General features: G+C 44.8%; 18 protein-coding genes. 13 read left to right on the top strand and 5 right to left on the bottom strand.

Annotated features, from left to right (window positions below; all coding sequences use genetic code 11):
* Positions 1-51: 51 nt before the first annotated feature.
* The 9 genes from GF401_04490 (at position 52) to nadA (ending at position 8660) form a co-directional block, all read left to right on the top strand.
* Positions 52-1428, top strand: coding sequence for an exopolysaccharide biosynthesis polyprenyl glycosylphosphotransferase (locus tag GF401_04490; protein ID MBD3344303.1), 1377 nt, complete (start codon positions 52-54; stop codon positions 1426-1428).
* Complete coding sequence (locus GF401_04485; protein MBD3344302.1) at positions 1397-2194, top strand: hypothetical protein; 798 nt, start codon at positions 1397-1399, stop codon at positions 2192-2194. Before GF401_04490 ends, GF401_04485 begins: the two co-directional genes overlap by 32 nt.
* A gap of 114 nt (positions 2195-2308) precedes the next feature.
* Positions 2309-2575, top strand: coding sequence for a hypothetical protein (locus tag GF401_04480; GenBank protein MBD3344301.1), 267 nt, complete (start codon positions 2309-2311; stop codon positions 2573-2575).
* Positions 2576-2695: 120 nt separating this feature from the next.
* Positions 2696-3184, top strand: coding sequence for a sigma-70 family RNA polymerase sigma factor (locus GF401_04475; protein ID MBD3344300.1), 489 nt, complete (start codon positions 2696-2698; stop codon positions 3182-3184).
* Complete coding sequence (locus GF401_04470) at positions 3181-3924, top strand: DUF4384 domain-containing protein (protein MBD3344299.1); 744 nt, start codon at positions 3181-3183, stop codon at positions 3922-3924. Before GF401_04475 ends, GF401_04470 begins: the two co-directional genes overlap by 4 nt.
* Positions 3921-5642: a hypothetical protein gene (locus GF401_04465; GenBank protein ID MBD3344298.1), complete on the top strand. Its 1722-nt coding sequence runs from the start codon at positions 3921-3923 to the stop codon at positions 5640-5642. The genes GF401_04470 and GF401_04465 overlap by 4 nt, the downstream gene beginning before the upstream one ends.
* Position 5643: 1 nt before the next feature.
* On the top strand, positions 5644-6393 hold the full coding sequence (locus GF401_04460; protein ID MBD3344297.1) for a hypothetical protein: 750 nt from the start codon (positions 5644-5646) through the stop codon (positions 6391-6393).
* A 157-nt stretch (positions 6394-6550) separates the two neighbouring features.
* On the top strand, positions 6551-7705 hold the full coding sequence (gene nifS, locus GF401_04455) for a cysteine desulfurase NifS (protein ID MBD3344296.1): 1155 nt from the start codon (positions 6551-6553) through the stop codon (positions 7703-7705).
* Between the two features lie 43 nt (positions 7706-7748).
* On the top strand, positions 7749-8660 hold the full coding sequence (gene nadA, locus GF401_04450) for a quinolinate synthase NadA (GenBank protein ID MBD3344295.1): 912 nt from the start codon (positions 7749-7751) through the stop codon (positions 8658-8660).
* 46 nt (positions 8661-8706) lie between these two features.
* Here nadA and GF401_04445 read toward each other — a convergent pair whose 3' ends face one another.
* Both GF401_04445 and GF401_04440 read right to left on the bottom strand, forming a co-directional pair.
* Positions 8707-9786, bottom strand: coding sequence for a mannose-6-phosphate isomerase (locus GF401_04445; protein MBD3344294.1), 1080 nt, complete (start codon positions 9784-9786; stop codon positions 8707-8709).
* Positions 9787-9800: 14 nt separating this feature from the next.
* On the bottom strand, positions 9801-10154 hold the full coding sequence (locus tag GF401_04440; protein MBD3344293.1) for an STAS domain-containing protein: 354 nt from the start codon (positions 10152-10154) through the stop codon (positions 9801-9803).
* A 552-nt stretch (positions 10155-10706) separates the two neighbouring features.
* Here GF401_04440 and GF401_04435 point away from each other — a divergent pair.
* The 4 genes from GF401_04435 to GF401_04420 are packed head-to-tail and all read left to right on the top strand — an operon-like array spanning position 10707 to position 14776.
* Entirely contained in the window at positions 10707-11696 is a 990-nt protein-coding gene (locus GF401_04435; protein MBD3344292.1) for an AAA domain-containing protein, read from the top strand.
* The gene (locus GF401_04430; GenBank protein MBD3344291.1) at positions 11623-12705 is read left to right on the top strand and encodes a tetratricopeptide repeat protein; all 1083 of its coding nucleotides are present in this window, start codon (positions 11623-11625) and stop codon (positions 12703-12705) included. The genes GF401_04435 and GF401_04430 overlap by 74 nt, the downstream gene beginning before the upstream one ends.
* Complete coding sequence (locus tag GF401_04425) at positions 12702-13580, top strand: DUF58 domain-containing protein (GenBank protein ID MBD3344290.1); 879 nt, start codon at positions 12702-12704, stop codon at positions 13578-13580. The genes GF401_04430 and GF401_04425 overlap by 4 nt, the downstream gene beginning before the upstream one ends.
* Complete coding sequence (locus tag GF401_04420) at positions 13577-14776, top strand: amidohydrolase (protein ID MBD3344289.1); 1200 nt, start codon at positions 13577-13579, stop codon at positions 14774-14776. The genes GF401_04425 and GF401_04420 overlap by 4 nt, the downstream gene beginning before the upstream one ends.
* Here GF401_04420 and GF401_04415 read toward each other — a convergent pair.
* From GF401_04415 to GF401_04405, 3 genes are read right to left on the bottom strand one after another with little or no spacing between them, the layout of a single operon-like run.
* Complete coding sequence (locus GF401_04415; protein ID MBD3344288.1) at positions 14773-15162, bottom strand: hypothetical protein; 390 nt, start codon at positions 15160-15162, stop codon at positions 14773-14775. The two genes, GF401_04420 and GF401_04415, sit on opposite strands and share 4 nt — an antisense overlap.
* Positions 15152-15628, bottom strand: a complete 477-nt coding sequence (locus GF401_04410) for a hypothetical protein (GenBank protein ID MBD3344287.1) — start codon at positions 15626-15628, stop codon at positions 15152-15154. Before GF401_04410 ends, GF401_04415 begins: the two co-directional genes overlap by 11 nt.
* A complete protein-coding gene (locus GF401_04405) occupies positions 15625-15885 on the bottom strand; it encodes a hypothetical protein (GenBank protein MBD3344286.1) in 261 nt (86 codons plus the stop codon). The genes GF401_04410 and GF401_04405 overlap by 4 nt, the downstream gene beginning before the upstream one ends.
* Positions 15886-15902 lie beyond the last annotated feature (17 nt).

Here is a 15902-nt window from a genome sequence, read left to right as displayed (position 1 = left end):
GGCGGAAATGGTAAGCCTGGTGCTAACAGGGCAGAATCGAAGATTAAATTTATGCTCAAAGAACATTCTTTATTCATAAAGCAGATAATCGCAACCGTTGATTGCCTGCTTTTACTCGCCGCCTTTTACCTTGCCCACACGCTTGTTATTCAATTCAGGCCATTATTTCCCATATTTCATTATTGGCTGATGTTCATTGCCCTTCTGGGGTTTTATCTCTATTTCGCCTGGACCCGCTCTCTTTTTTCTATTCTCCATTTCAGCTGGATGCGAAACCTGGTTCCACGAATATTTATGATTTTTGCCTCAGTCGGCATTTTAGGGGCGGCAATTCTTTATATCATGCCCGACCCTTTTGACAGCAGGGTACTCTATGTAGCATTCGTCATGATCTCTTTTCTTCTTATCACCACCGAAAAACTGATTCTTTTAAATGCTGTTGCGGTCATTCGCCGGAGAAACCATAACCTGACGCCGGTGATGCTTTTTGGCCGTGGCCGGGATGCCGCCGAGATTATACATAAAACCCGGAGCCATTCGGAATGGGGACTTCGTGTGGCTCAGACCGTCGACTTGGGGATCTCACCTTCCGAATTCGAAAATATGCTCAAAAGCAGCTATGTTGAAGAAGTTTTTTTCTGTATACCCCGTAATTTTACCAAAGGCGGATTCAGGATAGATCCCTTTCTCCACATTTGTGAAGAGATGGGACGGCCGGCACGGGTCTTTCTCAATATATCCGGAGCAACCACTTTTGCCCGATGGGAGTATCATCAGTTTTTAGATCGACCGACAATTATTTCCCATACAGTTGAACTCGACCCGGACCAGTTGATCTTCAAGCGTTGCTTTGATTTTCTTGGGGGGCTTATCGGCATTATTTTTCTGGTTATTTTCTATCTTCCACTGGCAGCAATAATCAAACTGACATCCCCCGGCCCGGTGTTTTTCAAACAGGTGCGGGTGGGTAAAAACGGCAAACGGTTTATTATTTACAAATTCAGAACCATGTATATGGACGCCGAAAAACGCAAAAAGGAGCTGGAAAATAAAAACGAATTAAATGGTGCAATATTTAAGATCAAAGATGACCCGCGAATTACGCCTATCGGGAAAATAATCAGAAAATTGAGTATCGATGAACTTCCCCAGTTTATCAATGTCATGCGTGGCGAAATGTCCCTTGTCGGAACCCGGCCGCCAACCCCCGATGAAGTGAGCAAGTATGAAAAATGGCACCATCGGAGAATCAGTATTAAACCCGGTATAACCGGGATGTGGCAGGTAAGCGGACGAAATAAAATAACCGATTTCGACGAAATAGTAAGACTGGACCTGAAATATATCGATACCTGGAGTATATGGCAGGACCTAAAAATTATAGGTAAAACTGTTTTTGTTCTCTTTGAACGTGATGGTGCTTATTAATAACTCAATCCGATTTCCATCCGGTGCACTTTATAAAGCCAAAATAGGCGCGCCGGCAACAATTCCAATTCCTCAGTCGGCAAAGACATTTCATGACAAACTTGTTGTGATTCTCAAGGAGCTTTATACGCTTGATTGTCGCTCGAGTCTCGATAAAAATTTCAGGGATAAATATAATCAGGCTCTCCATCTGTTTGAAACGTATCAGAATGAAATAGTCCGGCACTACAATCGAAAGATTACCTGCACGAAAGGATGTGCCTGGTGCTGTTATCACTGGGTAGAGGATGTTTACTCCTTTGAAGCGGAAATCATTGCCGATTTTCTGAAAACCAGTCGCAACCATGATCTTCCGGCACTCAGAGAACAGTTGCGGGATGATGAAGCCGCGCTGGTTGATCTCGACAATCTGGTGGAAAAAAAACTGGCCGATTCTCCCTATGCCGGCGAACTCGACGATAATGACCGGATTGATCTTCTCCTTGCAAGCTATTACCAGCTGAAACGCCCCTGTCCGCTCCTTGACGATAATGGTGCTTGCACTATCTACCCCCTACGCCCCCTTACCTGCCGTATCTATGTCTCCTTTTTTGATCCCCGGCATTGCACACCCGAAGTCGTGGATCATGAAGACAGCAGAACATATTTGCTTAACTGTGAAGAACCGGCGAGTGCCATACTTGACCAGATTCATTTCAAGCATCTGGCCTTTGAAGAAGACACCGGTCTGCGCTCTCTGCTGTTGAAATATCTTCAAGAAATCTGAAAAGGAATCGTTGCACTCCGATGGATACATCCCATTTGCCATTCTCGCTGCCTTATACCATTTTTAATTCATAACCGATTACCGGTCGATTCACCATTACCGAAGGATCTTACTATGCTTTGCTATAGCAGTCTTAAAAAGGGCGGAAGATTCAACATTATCGTATGCTTTATGGCAATCGGGTGGGTTCTTTTCATACTTATCGACACCTTAATGGGAGTTACCCGGAGCGGATATACAATCAGGATGAATAAAAACATCAAACATATCTATAAGCTGCTGAATTTTTTCAAAACAAAAATCCTCCTGGCCCTTCTGGTCATAAATGCCATTCTTGCAATATCCACACTCATGATCAGTAAGAAAAACGCCGCTCAATAATAAATTATTCAACCTCCTCACTGTTTTTGAGCGATTTTTGTATTTTCATTTGTCTTTTTAAGTAATATATCATAAAACTGGCCGGTTCTAAAACCGGAGCAATCGCCGGAATATCCGCTCATGAGTTCAACAAAAATCAAAGAGCTCTACGAAAAGTATGGTTTTCTTATTTACGGACAGTGTCGTGCGATTCTAAAATCAGAAGATGATGCAAAAGACGCACTCCAGGTGGTGTTTATGCAGCTTATGAGTAAATATCACACAATCAGTGATAAAAGCAAAGTTATTCCCTGGATTTATAACACCGCAAAGAACCACTGTTTCAATGTTCTTCGTTTCAGGAAAAAATTCGATACTGCCGACATAGCACTTCTGAAATCTGATTCAGAAAAAATTGATGATCTTTTCTGCAAAAAGGAGATTATTACCCTGGTTTTAAGTCAATACAATAAAAATATCCGTGATGCTGTTTATTTAACCTATGTGGAGGGCTTTAATCAGGAAGAAATCAGGAAAATTACCGGCCAGTCTCCTGCAACGATTCGACGGAACCTAGGCCGTTTCAAAAAAAAACTTCCTCATATACTTAAAAGGATACAATCAGAATGAATAATCATCCGGACAAACTTGAACTGACGGCTTATTTTACCCACGACTGTTCTGAAACGGCCCGGAATACACTGCAAAAGCATTGCTCCAAATGTCCTTCCTGTGCAGATTATCTTCGCCGGCTCGATTCAGAAAAATCGGCATTTTTGGAACGATTTCCCTCCAGCGATCAGAATTTCGGCAGGGAATCAAAGATCAGGCCATTATTCCCCCGGCCATTGTATGCTCTTGCCGCCTCTCTTGTGCTTCTTCTGGGCGGGTACCTTATATTTCAGCACACCGTATCCGGTCCTGAGTATCGAACAAAAGGAGAATCCGATCTGGCGGTATATGTTAAAACCCAATCGGGCGAAATCAGGGAACGAAAAAGCCGGATTTTCACACCCGGTGAACAGGTCCAGTTCACCTATACATGCGGTGCAAAAAACAAACTTATCCTGCTCAGTATCGATGAAGAGGGAAAGATTACCACCTATTACCCGGAAAACGGTGCCGGGTCAGTGGAATTGGAAAAAGGACAAAACCTGCCACTGCCCAATAGTATTATTCTCGACGATTACATAGGAAAGGAACTATTTATCGTTGTTTTTTCAGAAAAGCCCCTTTCGGTATCGTTAATCCGGAACCGGGTTGTCCGGCAGTTTTCATCGAAAAAAGATTTTTCTTCAATCGATCTCGACTTAGGCGATGATACCCGGGTAAAAAAGCTTTTAATAACCAAAGCCGGGACAGATCAATGAAATATTTTTGCTGGCCATTATTTCTTACTCTGGTGATATGCTTTTCATCCTTTGCAGCACGTTTCGCAGTGCTTGCAGGTAACAGTGAAGCCGGTGATAGCTATGAATCACTCAAATATGTCAACAACGATCTGCAAGAATTTCAATCAATTCTTAATGACTACTGCGGCTTCAAAAAACAGAATATTATCATGCTCCATAATTCTTCCCCGAAAGAACTTCTGCAATCGATATCATCATTTCAGGAAAAGTGGGACAGCGCATCAGAAGAACATCTTTTCCTCTTTTACTATTCCGGTCATGCCACCCACGACAGTCTGCTCATGGGAGAAAAACGGCTGGCGATGACTGATCTGAAAAGACGACTCGACCAGGTACCCGGAACAATCAGAATCGCCATTCTGGATGCATGCCAAAGCGGCGGTTTTACCAGAACAAAGGGCGGTAAATTAGCCGAACCCTTTCTGTTCAAGGAAGACGGCAAAGTAAAGGGACAGGTAATTCTCTACTCGTCATCGGCAAATGAGCATTCCCAGGAATCGGATTATTACCGGAACTCAATTTTTACCTTCCATTTTCTCAATGCCCTCCGAGGATGCGCCGATTTGTCGCAGGACGGCAAAATAACATTGAACGAGGCCTATCATTATTCTTACAACCATACCATCGCAAGTACGGTCAAATCATCGGTTGGTATTCAGCATCCGGGATATCAATTCAAAATTCAGGGAGAAGGAGATATCATTCTGGCCGATCTGAATATCCGTACTCAGGGCATTATTCTCGAGGAAGGTGTGGCGGGCCCGGTGACAATCCTTGACAAGAACCGAACGATTGTCGCCGATCTGACCAAAGAGGCCGGATCCCGGTTCATGATCGCACTTAACCCCGGAACATATCAGGTAGTTAATCGAAGCGGGAGTAGTAAACGGCTGGCAGCTGTTACGATAAAGGAAAAAAAGACTCACTCAATTCGCCCGGCGCACTTTCGCCATGTCAAGCCCACCCGCTCCACCGCTAAAGGAGACAGACAAACCAACCTTGTTTTCAGCCTTATCGGCCTGTTCGGCTATCAGTTCACCGATTTCGCCCCCCTTGTGGACGACCTTAATCATGCTTTTGGAAATTATTCAACTTTTGGTATATCACCCCGGTTTTATTTCCCCATGGGTCTTTATCGCCCGTCGATGAGCGCAGAACTGCTTTTTGCCAATGGAATTTATACTCGTTTCGGTGCAGCATATATGTGGGATTCCGATAAAGATACCTACTTTAGTTCAAAAGCGAATCCCTTTGACAATAATCTCTATTCCTATTCATTAACCACCGAAACCGATCTTGCTCTTACTGCAGTCGAAATCGGCTCCGGATATCGATTCACCTCCGGCCTTCTCAAAGACATCTCTTTTCACGCCGGCCTTACTTTTATGTACATTGACTTTGTGTGCTCCTCGACATTTAGCGACCAGCTTTACAACGTGGTGCAATCCGGCAAACAGAAAGAAACCGGAACTCTTGTTCTGCCCTTTCTCGCCGTAGCCTATGAGTATTCCTTATCTCCTTTTACTCACATCGGGACTGAAATTCGGTACAAATATCAGGATTCGGCGGAGACAATCGATAAGAACTCGCCTACTCCATTTACCTATGATTTCGGCGGTTTTGATATGTCACTCATGATCAGAGTTCCATTCATTCACAATACCTTGAGGAAATGATATGAAAACAGCTCTCCCGGCTCTAATGGCAGTCTTCATGATATTTCTCCGCTGCAGTGTCGAAACGGATATGGCAATGGACTCCCCAATGCATCCACCTCTCCCCCGGACGAGTAGTATCATTCCCCTTCAGGCGGGCAACCACTGGATTTATTCATATACCGATTACGATTCAACAGGAAAAATCCAGCATTCCCGGTGGGAGCTGGATCTTGCAATACCATCGGTGTGGGGACTTAACAACAAGACTGTTCTCGAGACCCTTACCCTGCAAAATGTCGATGACCCGGCGTATGAATATGTGTATGAATATGAATGGGAAGCGATTGACAGCGGTTTTTATGTTGTCTACAGGGATATCAACGTAACAGTCAGGGGATTATATATCACTGGCGAATACAACTATTCCACCAATCGGATACAGCTCTACGATACTGCCCATCTGTGGCTGGCCTATCCGGCCCATACCGGCGATACCTGGACCCTTCACCCGGAAATTACCTCAGATTCTGAGGAAGTTACTCTTGAAATTCTTTCGACCAGCGAAACATTCTATTGCGGTAATCAGCACCCCCTTGATGCATCAGCCCTGTCCTTTTATACATGTTATCTCTACAAAGAAACGACCGATTCCACAACGAGTTATTATTACTATAACGAAAAAGTCGGTGCGCTGGGATATCTGCACTATCACAACGGTGTGCTGCGGACATCGTATATGTTGCAGGATTTTATCGAGCCCTCATCGTGAATGAATCGGGACTTACCTTTTCCTCTCGATACCGGAAACGTATTTTATCATATCTTACTGCGCGATAAAGCTGCCGATAATTCGTAATAATTTAAAGTGTTGAATAAATACCATGCATCGTGAATCAGGAGACTGAATATACGAGGGGGGTGTAAAAATGAAAACAATCTATCTTGATAACAATGCAACAACCATGACGGCCCCTGAAGTTGTTGAGGCAATGATGCCTTTTTTCGGAGAATATTTTGGAAATCCATCGAGTATCCACAAATTCGGTGGTTCGGTACGAAAGTATGTCGACAGAGCTCGTGAGGAGGTCGCCTCCCTTCTCAAGGCCAAACCGGATGAGATATTTTTTACCAGCTGTGGCTCGGAGAGCGATAACCAGGCTTTGAAAGGTTTTTTAAAAAAGCACAAATCCAAAACCAGAATTATAACCTCGGCAGTGGAGCACCCGGCCGTGCTCAACACCTGCCGTTTGTTGCGTGAAGAAGGCGTTTCGGTAAAAGAGATATCCGTCGATGAGAACGGCATGTTGAATATGGATGAATTTTATCACGCTCAGATTGATGAAGATACGCTTGTAAGCATAATGTGGGCCAACAACGAAACCGGCGTATTATTCCCGATACGGGAACTGAGTGAGTATGTTAAATCAAAGGGCGGCACATTTCATACCGATGCCGTACAGGCTGTCGGCAAACTATCGATCGACATGAGCGCTATTCCGGTTGACATCCTTGCGCTCTCCGGCCATAAGCTCCACGCACCCAAGGGAGTTGGTGCTATTTACATACGTGAAGGTACCGCTGTGGCGCCCCTGATTACCGGCGGGCACCAGGAAGATGGCATGCGCGCCGGCACCGAAAATGTACCCTACATAGCCGGATTGGGAAAAGCGTGTGAACTTGCCGCCGGCACCTTGCAGGAAGAAACCGTACAGGAAAGCAAGCTTCGGGATAAACTCGAAAAGGCACTTCTTGAACAGTGCCCCGGAGCAAAACTCAACGGCCATCCGGAAAAACGGCTTCCAAACACAACAAATATCAGTTTCGAATTTATTGAGGGTGAAGCAATTCTTCTCATGCTCGATGAACACGGAATCGCAGCATCTTCAGGTTCGGCCTGCACGACCGGTTCTCTGGAACCCTCCCATGTCATGCGCGCGATGGGGATCCCCTATACCTTCGCTCACAGTTCGACCAGATTCAGCCTGAGCAGGTATACGACCGAAGAGGAAATCGATAAAGTTATCGAGGTGATGCCCGGAATCGTGAAACGACTGAGAGAACTCTCTCCCTTTGTGAAATAGCCATGTAAGGTAACGTTATACCAATGCATATGAAAGTGTACTCATGATAAAAAACAGCGATGAAATTCTCCGGCTTAAAAATGATTTGAATGCAGTAATACTCGCACACACCTATCAGCCCGGTGAAGTGCAGGATATTGCCGATTTTGTTGGTGATTCCTATGGCCTCAGTGCAAAGGCATCCAACATTGAGGCAGAGGTTATTGTTTTTTGCGGTGTGCTTTTCATGGCCGAGACGGCGGCAATCCTCAACCCCCAAAAAAAAGTAGTCCTGTCCTCGCCTAATGCTGGCTGTCCCATGGCCGATATGATCACCGCACCTGAACTTGTGGAGTTGAAGAAAAAGTATCCCGACTATATGGTCCTCTGCTATGTAAATTCACCGGCCGAGGTAAAAGCAGAATCCGATATATGCTGTACCAGTTCCAATGCCTTGAAAATAGTCCGGCAGATTCCTGAGGAAAAAGGCATTATTTTTGTTCCCGACAAGCATCTTGGCTCTTATGTCCAGGAACAGACCGGCCATGAAATGGTCCTGTGGGAAGGTTTTTGTCCTACTCATGCCAGAATCACTCCCGCAATGGTTCGTGCAGCACAAGAAGAACACCCACAGGCATGCAGCATGATTCACCCTGAAGCCCCGAAAGAATGTCGCGACCTCTGCGACAAGGTCTTTTCAACCGGCCAGATGTGTGATTTTGTTGCCGTCGACAACAATACCGAATATATAATCGGTACCGAATTCGGAATTATTCACACTCTGAAAAAGCGGAATCCTCAAAAACGCTTCTCTCCATTATCGAATCAGATTACCTGCCCCAACATGCGACAAGGCAGCTTTGATGCAACTCTTGCGGCACTCAAAGGAGAAGGTGGCCTCCTGGTTTCGGTACCTCCGGAAGTTGCCGACAGGGCGCGAGGGTCGCTGCAGCGCATGCTCGAAATGAGTGCCTGAAAATAGTACTTATTGCCGGGATGAGATGATACTGGAGTAACGATTGTTATATCAGACCGTTAAGATCGTTGCGTTCGGGGTTTCCGCCGAGTTGCCTGATAGCTTCATTTGATACATCCTGCTGCTGCAGCGGTTCAATTACATCATGCCGTAAATCGGGTACCCAGGTATTCACAATGCGTGTACCTGACTCTGAAGAAATCACTGTTTTATTACAGGCGGCCGGTATCAGAATATTCTGCCCCTTGCGGTAATATTGTTGCCCGGCTTCTGAAGTAATCCGGGGATTACCATCAAGCACCGTCAGTACCTGAAAGGATTTTCGTGAAGGCACCACATATTCGGCCGATGAATCGAAGTGATATTCGATCATTGAAAAGTAACGGCATGCAACACGATATCGACAACTGATCTCTTTTATGCAGTTGTAAGTCACAGGGGGGATTTTATGACGATCGTGGAAAAAAGTATCAACCACACCGAGTGATTCGGTGATATGCAAAGGACGGTTCGGATCGTTGCGTCCCCAGTCATAAAACCTGAATGTTGTGTCGGATGTTTCCTGGATTTCGAAGAGAACGGCGCCTTTTAAGGTCGCGTGAACAGTGCCTGCCGGAATAAAGAGAACATCACCCTGCCGAACATCCACATAATTCAGCAACTCGGGCAATGATTCCTTATGCACGCTTTCTTCAATTTCCTCACTTGAAACCGGGCTGTTAAAACCAACGATCATCTGCGTGCCGGGTTCTGCATGGGCAACATACCAGCACTCGGTTTTTCCGAAACTACCCCATCCGTTGGACTGTGCCTGTAAATCGTTGGGGTGGACCTGGACTGACAACTGGTCCTGAGCATCGATAAATTTATACAGCAAAGGAAAGGTGTCGAATGAATTGATTTCTCCAATCAGCTCATTCCGGTGCTGCATGAACAGGTCATTCAGGGATGTTCCCATTAAAGGACCTTCAGCAACCCGGGAAATGTCATTACCGAATCCCGATATTTCCCAGGATTCGCCGATTTTTGCCTGTGGCGAAATATCTTTGTTCAGCAGGAGGGCAAGCTTGTTGCCGCCCCAGATTTTTTCTTTGTATATGGGGTCAAAAAGTAATGGTGGTAGCATGACAGAAATATAATTTAATTATTCTGCTCAAGTACTTGTTCGGTAAAATTTTCGTGGGTATCAAAGAGAAAACCGTCAAAAACGATATCAAACTTGAGTGTTTCGAAAATATAATTGACGTATTCATTGGAGGAAATGATATAGATAGCTCCACCCATCTTTTTAACTTTATTGAGGTTATACACCAGGGCCCCGATGCCACCGCTGCAAATAAAAGTAACTTCATCAAGGTTAAAAGCAATATGACAAAATCCGTCGTCCACTATCTGATGTATCTCTTTGTCGAGCAGCCTGGCATTTTCCCAGTCTACACGACCGGCGACTTTGATTATCTTGAATTTGCCGAGTTCCTTGACCGAAAGCTCCATTGACAACTCCTTGCAAGGGTGAATAAAAGCCTTGTGGACCCTTCAACCGGATCCTTAAGAATCTATTTCCTCAAAATCAGCATCCGATATATTTTCCCCGCTGGTATCAAAGCGCCTGGATTTTCGCTTTTGTGAATCGGTTTGCTGAAAGGTCCGGTTTTCTTTTCTGGAAAAAAGCAGTGATTTAATTAGATAAAAAATCAACACAATCCATAGAATCTTGAATAATGATAACATACGCGCCACAGAAAGACAATAATATTTTAGGGATTTCTGGTATAATTGTTTAACATCTTAAATGTTCAAATACAGCCGGAATTTCGAAACTCTTGGATCCCCAAAAAGAAGAATTGCAATATTTTCGGGTGAAGCCGTATTTTAATTCTCTGCCGGCGGGGTTGTAAAACTCCGTATGGCGAAAATCTTTTACAGCATTATAATTACGATCTATTGAATAAATATAAATGCATAATCGTATACAATTCCCAAAATACATTATTTTTTCCTGCAGATATATAGATATCCGGAAGGTTATAAGAAAGGATTCATTGTATGGCTGTTGATATTGCTCAACTGAATGAAAGAATTGCAGAGCAAAGCGGTTTTGTATCGGCCCTGAAGACTGAAATGCGGAAAGTAATTGTCGGGCAATCCCGGATGGTCGAGCGTCTTCTTATCGGCATGCTCACCAAGGGACATATTCTTCTTGAAGGTGTTCCCGGTCTGGCTAAGACGCTTTCTGTTTCAACATTGTCTAAAATAGTTGATACAAGTTTTCAACGTATTCAGTTTACTCCCGACCTTCTTCCCGCCGATTTGATCGGTACGCTGGTGTACAACCAGAAAACCGGTGAATTTGTTCCTAAAAAAGGTCCGGTGTTTGCCAATATTATCCTTGCGGATGAAATAAACCGCGCCCCGGCAAAGGTACAGAGTGCGTTACTTGAATCCATGCAGGAACGTCAGGTCACCATCGGTGACACAACCTATGAACTACCAACACCCTTTTTAGTTCTTGCCACCCAGAACCCGATTGAACAGGAGGGCACCTATCCCCTTCCCGAGGCACAGGTTGACCGGTTTATGCTGAAGCTCAAGATCGATTATCCTACCAGGGGAGAAGAACGTGAAATTCTGTCACGGATGGGTGACGGCATTGTTCCCAAAGTAACCAAGGTGATATCCGTCGATCAGATTCTGAAAGCCGGCACGGTTGTGAATGAAATTTATATGGACCCAAAGGTAGAAGAATATATTGTCAACCTGGTTTTTGCCACCCGCAAGCCCAAAGAAAACGGACTTGCAGAGATTGATGGTCTGATCGAGTACGGAGCATCGCCCCGGGCAACCCTCTATCTCAGCCGTGCGGCGCGAGCCCATGCCTTTATTCGCGGTCGAGGGTATGTTACTCCCGAAGATATTAAAGCGATTGGTATGGATGTTTTACGTCATCGTGTTATAATTACCTATGAGGCCGAGGCCGAAAATATCAGCTCCGAAGATATTGTTCAGAAAATTTTTGACGGTGTTGAAGTTCCATGATGGTATAATAAACAAACGTATGCATCTTTTCCAAACAACGAGTATATCTGTTCTTGTCAGTATTATTTTGTGTTGCACGACAATCGCGCAGGCCGAAAAGGTACTTATCTACGATGAGGAAAAAGGAATCATTTTTGTAGAAAAAGAGAAAAGCGCAACAAAAGGTACGGCAAAAAAGGAGAAACCGTCGCCAGGTGTGTCCGGTACTCAACAACCGCAACAAAATCCAGGCATCCGGAAACCATCAAATAAAGAAGACATCCATATCGGTAGGAAAAAGGATCCTCCCGAGCTCTATTTTCGCTCAGGCCTGGAATACTTTAAAAATCAAGATTACGAGAATGCACTGAAAAATTTCACCTTTGCCGATTCCGTTGATCCAAAGCCGCTCTATACTCTCTGGGTAGGAAAATCTCTCCGACGGCTGGAACGCTATCAACAGATGCATTTTGTTATGGAAAAACTTCTCAATACTGCCCCGGAAAGCGATGTCGCCGATGACGCTCTCTTTGAGATAGCATTCCATAATCAAAAAACCAACAATTATGAGAAAGCTGTGGAACTGTATGCCCGACTTGCAGAGCAGTATCCTTTCGGGCGTTCTTTTTCAAACGGTCAGGAATTCAGGGAAATAGCCCGGGAACAGCGTCGCATGATGCGCGCGGAAATTATCTCCATTCTTCGCCTCCTGGGATATAAAGGTGAAGACCTCACCGACCTCTATATCTCCTTTCAAACAAGAGAAAACCTTGAGGTTACCGGAACCGGCACACAGGAAACCATCAATGCCATCAAAGCCCGCCACCAGGAGCATTTGCAACGGGAAGAAGAAAAACGGTTAATGGAAGAGCGGACACAGAAGCACAAAAAGTGGGGGATCTTTATCGGTATATTCGTATTGATTAATCTGGCGGCCATAATAATTCAGCGATTTGTCATCAGTTCAAAGGTAAAACATCTCGAATCAATGGCTAATGAACTTATAGATTTGGAAACACACTCATTATGATACCAAAGGAAGTATTAAAAAAAGTTCGTCAAATCGAAATCAAGACTCAAAGTATCGTTAATTCGATTCTTTCGGGTGAGTACCATAGTGTTTTCCGCGGACAGGGAATGGAATTTTCCGAGGTGCGTACCTACATGGAAGGCGATGATATTCGAAATATCGACTGGAACGTGACCGCCCGCATGGGCGACCCTTTTGTTAAGAAACATATTGAAGAAAGAGAGCTGACAGTCATGCTTCTGGTCGACGCTTCGGCATCGGGCAATTTTGGGACTCAGGAAAAATTCAAAGATGAAATTGCCGTTGAACTCTGCGCATTGCTTGCCTTCTCTGCGATCAACAACAACGATCGCGTCGGCTTGATTATTTTTACCTCCGATATCGAAAAATATATCCCCCCAAAAAAGGGTAAAAAGCATGTACTGCGGGTCATCAGGGAGCTGCTCTATTTCAAGCCCAAAGGCAAAAGAACAGATATCAGCGAAGCGGTCAAATTTTTAAGCAATGTTCAGACCAAACGCTCTGTTGTTTTCATTGTTTCCGATTTTTTATCCTCTGGGTTCGAGGCCCCTTTGCGTGTTGCGGCACGACGGCATGATGTCATTGCTTTGAAACTCAGCGATCCACGGGAACTTGTACTTTCCGACAGCGGCCTTATGGAACTGGAAGATCCCGAAACAGGTGAAACGATGCTCGTTGATACCACCGACAGGGCATTCCGAACGGCATACCAGAAGGAAATAAATAAGAAAAAGGAAGCCCTGGCATCTTTTTTTCTCTCAACCGGCATTGATGAAATTCCGATTACAACCGACACCGATTATGTCGAACCACTGGTGAAATTTTTCCGCAAACGTGAAAAAATGATGGCATGATGAACCATTCCCCCTTGAATAAAAAAGTCAAAGAAGCAATAGAGGCTGTATATCCGCAGGTAGTGGCCATACGGCGTCACCTGCACATGTACCCGGAATTATCAAACCATGAGCACGACACAGCAGCCCTGGTCTACCGGCAAGTGAAAGAGTGGGGACTAAAACCCCGGTATCATATCGGAAAAACCGGAGTTACCGCAGATCTTGGGATTGGTAAAGGAAAAACGATTGTCCTTCGAGCAGACATGGATGCTCTACCGATTCAGGAGAAGAACAGGGTTGCCTACAAATCACAGGTAAACGGTGTCATGCACGCCTGCGGCCACGATATTCATACGGCCTGTCTTCTGGGTGCAGCGAAAATCCTTGCATCGTTAAAAAAGGAGCTTCACGGAAAGGTTGTTTTTCTTTTCCAGCCTTCGGAAGAAGTGGAACCGGGCGGTGCAATACAGATGATTCGATCCGGTGCATTTCCCGGCAATGTCGATGCAGTCTTCGGTCTTCATGTCAGTATCGACCACCCAACCGGCACAATCGGACTGAAACCCGGTGACGATTGTAGCGGGGTACTTACCTTTGATGTTACTGTTCGGGGAAAGGGTGGCCACGGCGCAATGCCCGAGCGGGCAATCGATCCGATCGTATGCGCATGTTCCATGATCATGGAGCTTCAAACCCTTATCAGCAGAGAAAGCCCGCCTTTTGAACCCGCAGTTTTAACTGTCGGCTCCTTTCATTCGGGAACAAAACGAAATATTATCCCTGATGAAGCCCGCTTCTACGGGACGATCCGCACCTTCTCCGAGAAACTTCAAACCCAGCTTCAACGGCGGGTAACCCAGGTGCTGAAAGCGGTTGCCCACTCTTTCAGAACCGGAGTGGAGGTTTCTTTTGTAAAATCATATCCTCCCGGATACAATGATCCTGCGATGACCGGAAGGGCGAAGGATATTCTCAGAGACGCGCTGGGAAAATCGAAGGTTGCAGTCCGTTCGTATCCTACCATGTTTGCAGAAGATTTCACCTATTATCTGAAAATGTCCCGGGGAACCTACATTCACCTCGGTGTAAAAAAGCCAGACGATAAAGCACCGGCGGGACTCCACAGCGCCCGGTTTCTTCCCGATGAAACCGCTATGAAAACCGGCATCATGACGCATTGCGCCCTTGCTCTGGGGATAGCAGGGAAAAATTAGAAGTTTTTCAGATAATTAAGGACATCCTTAATGCTGGGCTGGATCGCACTGCCGATAATCCGAGCAAGACCGATTATCTCAAAAAGATTTCGTACTTCATTATCGGTATCCTCGGAAAGGACAACTGCCATTTTACCGTTGCCTTCATCATGGCACCACCGCCATAATTTTGCCGTCACGCCCAATCCTTCACTCGAAACATACTCGCAATCGGAAAGATTAAGCGCAATGGAAGGATACTTTTGTTCTTTTATTGACTCGATAATTGCATTAAATTCTTTAGCTTCTTTTTTCTGGAACACCTTTTTTGGAAACTGAATAACCGCGATATCATCTTTCAAACAGACCTCGACTAAAGATGTTTTTTCTGTCTCCTTACTTGACATATTTGTCCTCTCCCTGTATGAGGACATCCAGAAATTCCTGTGCATCCTCGGCTTTCAGCAATTCTTTGCGCACCTCTTCATAAGAGACAATCCTTGACAACGAAGACAAAATTCTGGTGTGGTCGGTTGATGTATTTGCCGGTGAAATAAGCAAAAATATCAGATATACCGGTTTTTCGTCGATGGCTTCGAACTCAATGCTCTCAGAAACGCGGGAAACAATCATATATAATTTTTCGATTCCGGGGATCCGCGCGTGAGGAATCGCAATGCCGTAACCGATTCCCGTCGACATTTCCGCTTCTCGATCCAGGATCTTCTGAACAATAAACTCCCGGGGTTTCAAATTATAAAGCTTGGTAATAAAATTACCCATTTCCTGCAGGGCAGCTCTTTTATTAGATGGTTTATAATCTAAAAGGATTCCGGTCTTTTGAAGAATGTTTTTTATTTTCGCCGTCACTATTCGCTTTCCTCATTTTCTTCTTCACTGGCTTCTTTTTCGGTTTTTTTCTTCCGACGCTTGTTGATTACCACGCAGATACGGCCGATGAAGTAAATAACGAATCCTGCAATTGTCACTGATATCGATATCGTTCGTACTGTTCCACCATAATAACGAAAACGAGTGACAAAAGCAATAAGCCCTGCAATGGAAACAAAAAAACCGACCATCATAATGGCCAGACCGTTATTAAGCATTGCATCGAATATCTTTTTCATACATTTTCCTTTCAGAA

Source organism: Chitinivibrionales bacterium (assembly GCA_014728215.1).
Taxonomy (GTDB): domain Bacteria; phylum Fibrobacterota; class Chitinivibrionia; order Chitinivibrionales; family WJKA01; genus WJKA01.
This window is presented reverse-complemented; position numbering and strand designations above follow the sequence as displayed.

What these genes read in the sequence shown, in the direction of transcription:
- nadA (MBD3344295.1), top strand. Translation starts at nt 7,749, where the DNA reads ATGATAAAAAACAGCGATGAAATTCTCCGGCTTAAAAATGATTTGAAT.
- GF401_04430 (MBD3344291.1), top strand. Translation starts at nt 11,623, where the DNA reads ATGAGGCCGAGGCCGAAAATATCAGCTCCGAAGATATTGTTCAGAAAA.
- nifS (MBD3344296.1), top strand. Translation starts at nt 6,551, where the DNA reads ATGAAAACAATCTATCTTGATAACAATGCAACAACCATGACGGCCCCT.
- GF401_04440 (MBD3344293.1), bottom strand. Translation starts at nt 10,154, where the DNA reads ATGGAGCTTTCGGTCAAGGAACTCGGCAAATTCAAGATAATCAAAGTC.
- GF401_04420 (MBD3344289.1), top strand. Translation starts at nt 13,577, where the DNA reads ATGATGAACCATTCCCCCTTGAATAAAAAAGTCAAAGAAGCAATAGAG.
- GF401_04490 (MBD3344303.1), top strand. Translation starts at nt 52, where the DNA reads ATGCTCAAAGAACATTCTTTATTCATAAAGCAGATAATCGCAACCGTT.
- GF401_04415 (MBD3344288.1), bottom strand. Translation starts at nt 15,162, where the DNA reads ATGTCAAGTAAGGAGACAGAAAAAACATCTTTAGTCGAGGTCTGTTTG.
- GF401_04480 (MBD3344301.1), top strand. Translation starts at nt 2,309, where the DNA reads ATGCTTTGCTATAGCAGTCTTAAAAAGGGCGGAAGATTCAACATTATC.
- GF401_04435 (MBD3344292.1), top strand. Translation starts at nt 10,707, where the DNA reads ATGGCTGTTGATATTGCTCAACTGAATGAAAGAATTGCAGAGCAAAGC.
- GF401_04470 (MBD3344299.1), top strand. Translation starts at nt 3,181, where the DNA reads ATGAATAATCATCCGGACAAACTTGAACTGACGGCTTATTTTACCCAC.
- GF401_04405 (MBD3344286.1), bottom strand. Translation starts at nt 15,885, where the DNA reads ATGAAAAAGATATTCGATGCAATGCTTAATAACGGTCTGGCCATTATG.
- GF401_04460 (MBD3344297.1), top strand. Translation starts at nt 5,644, where the DNA reads ATGAAAACAGCTCTCCCGGCTCTAATGGCAGTCTTCATGATATTTCTC.
- GF401_04465 (MBD3344298.1), top strand. Translation starts at nt 3,921, where the DNA reads ATGAAATATTTTTGCTGGCCATTATTTCTTACTCTGGTGATATGCTTT.
- GF401_04425 (MBD3344290.1), top strand. Translation starts at nt 12,702, where the DNA reads ATGATACCAAAGGAAGTATTAAAAAAAGTTCGTCAAATCGAAATCAAG.
- GF401_04475 (MBD3344300.1), top strand. Translation starts at nt 2,696, where the DNA reads ATGAGTTCAACAAAAATCAAAGAGCTCTACGAAAAGTATGGTTTTCTT.
- GF401_04445 (MBD3344294.1), bottom strand. Translation starts at nt 9,786, where the DNA reads ATGCTACCACCATTACTTTTTGACCCCATATACAAAGAAAAAATCTGG.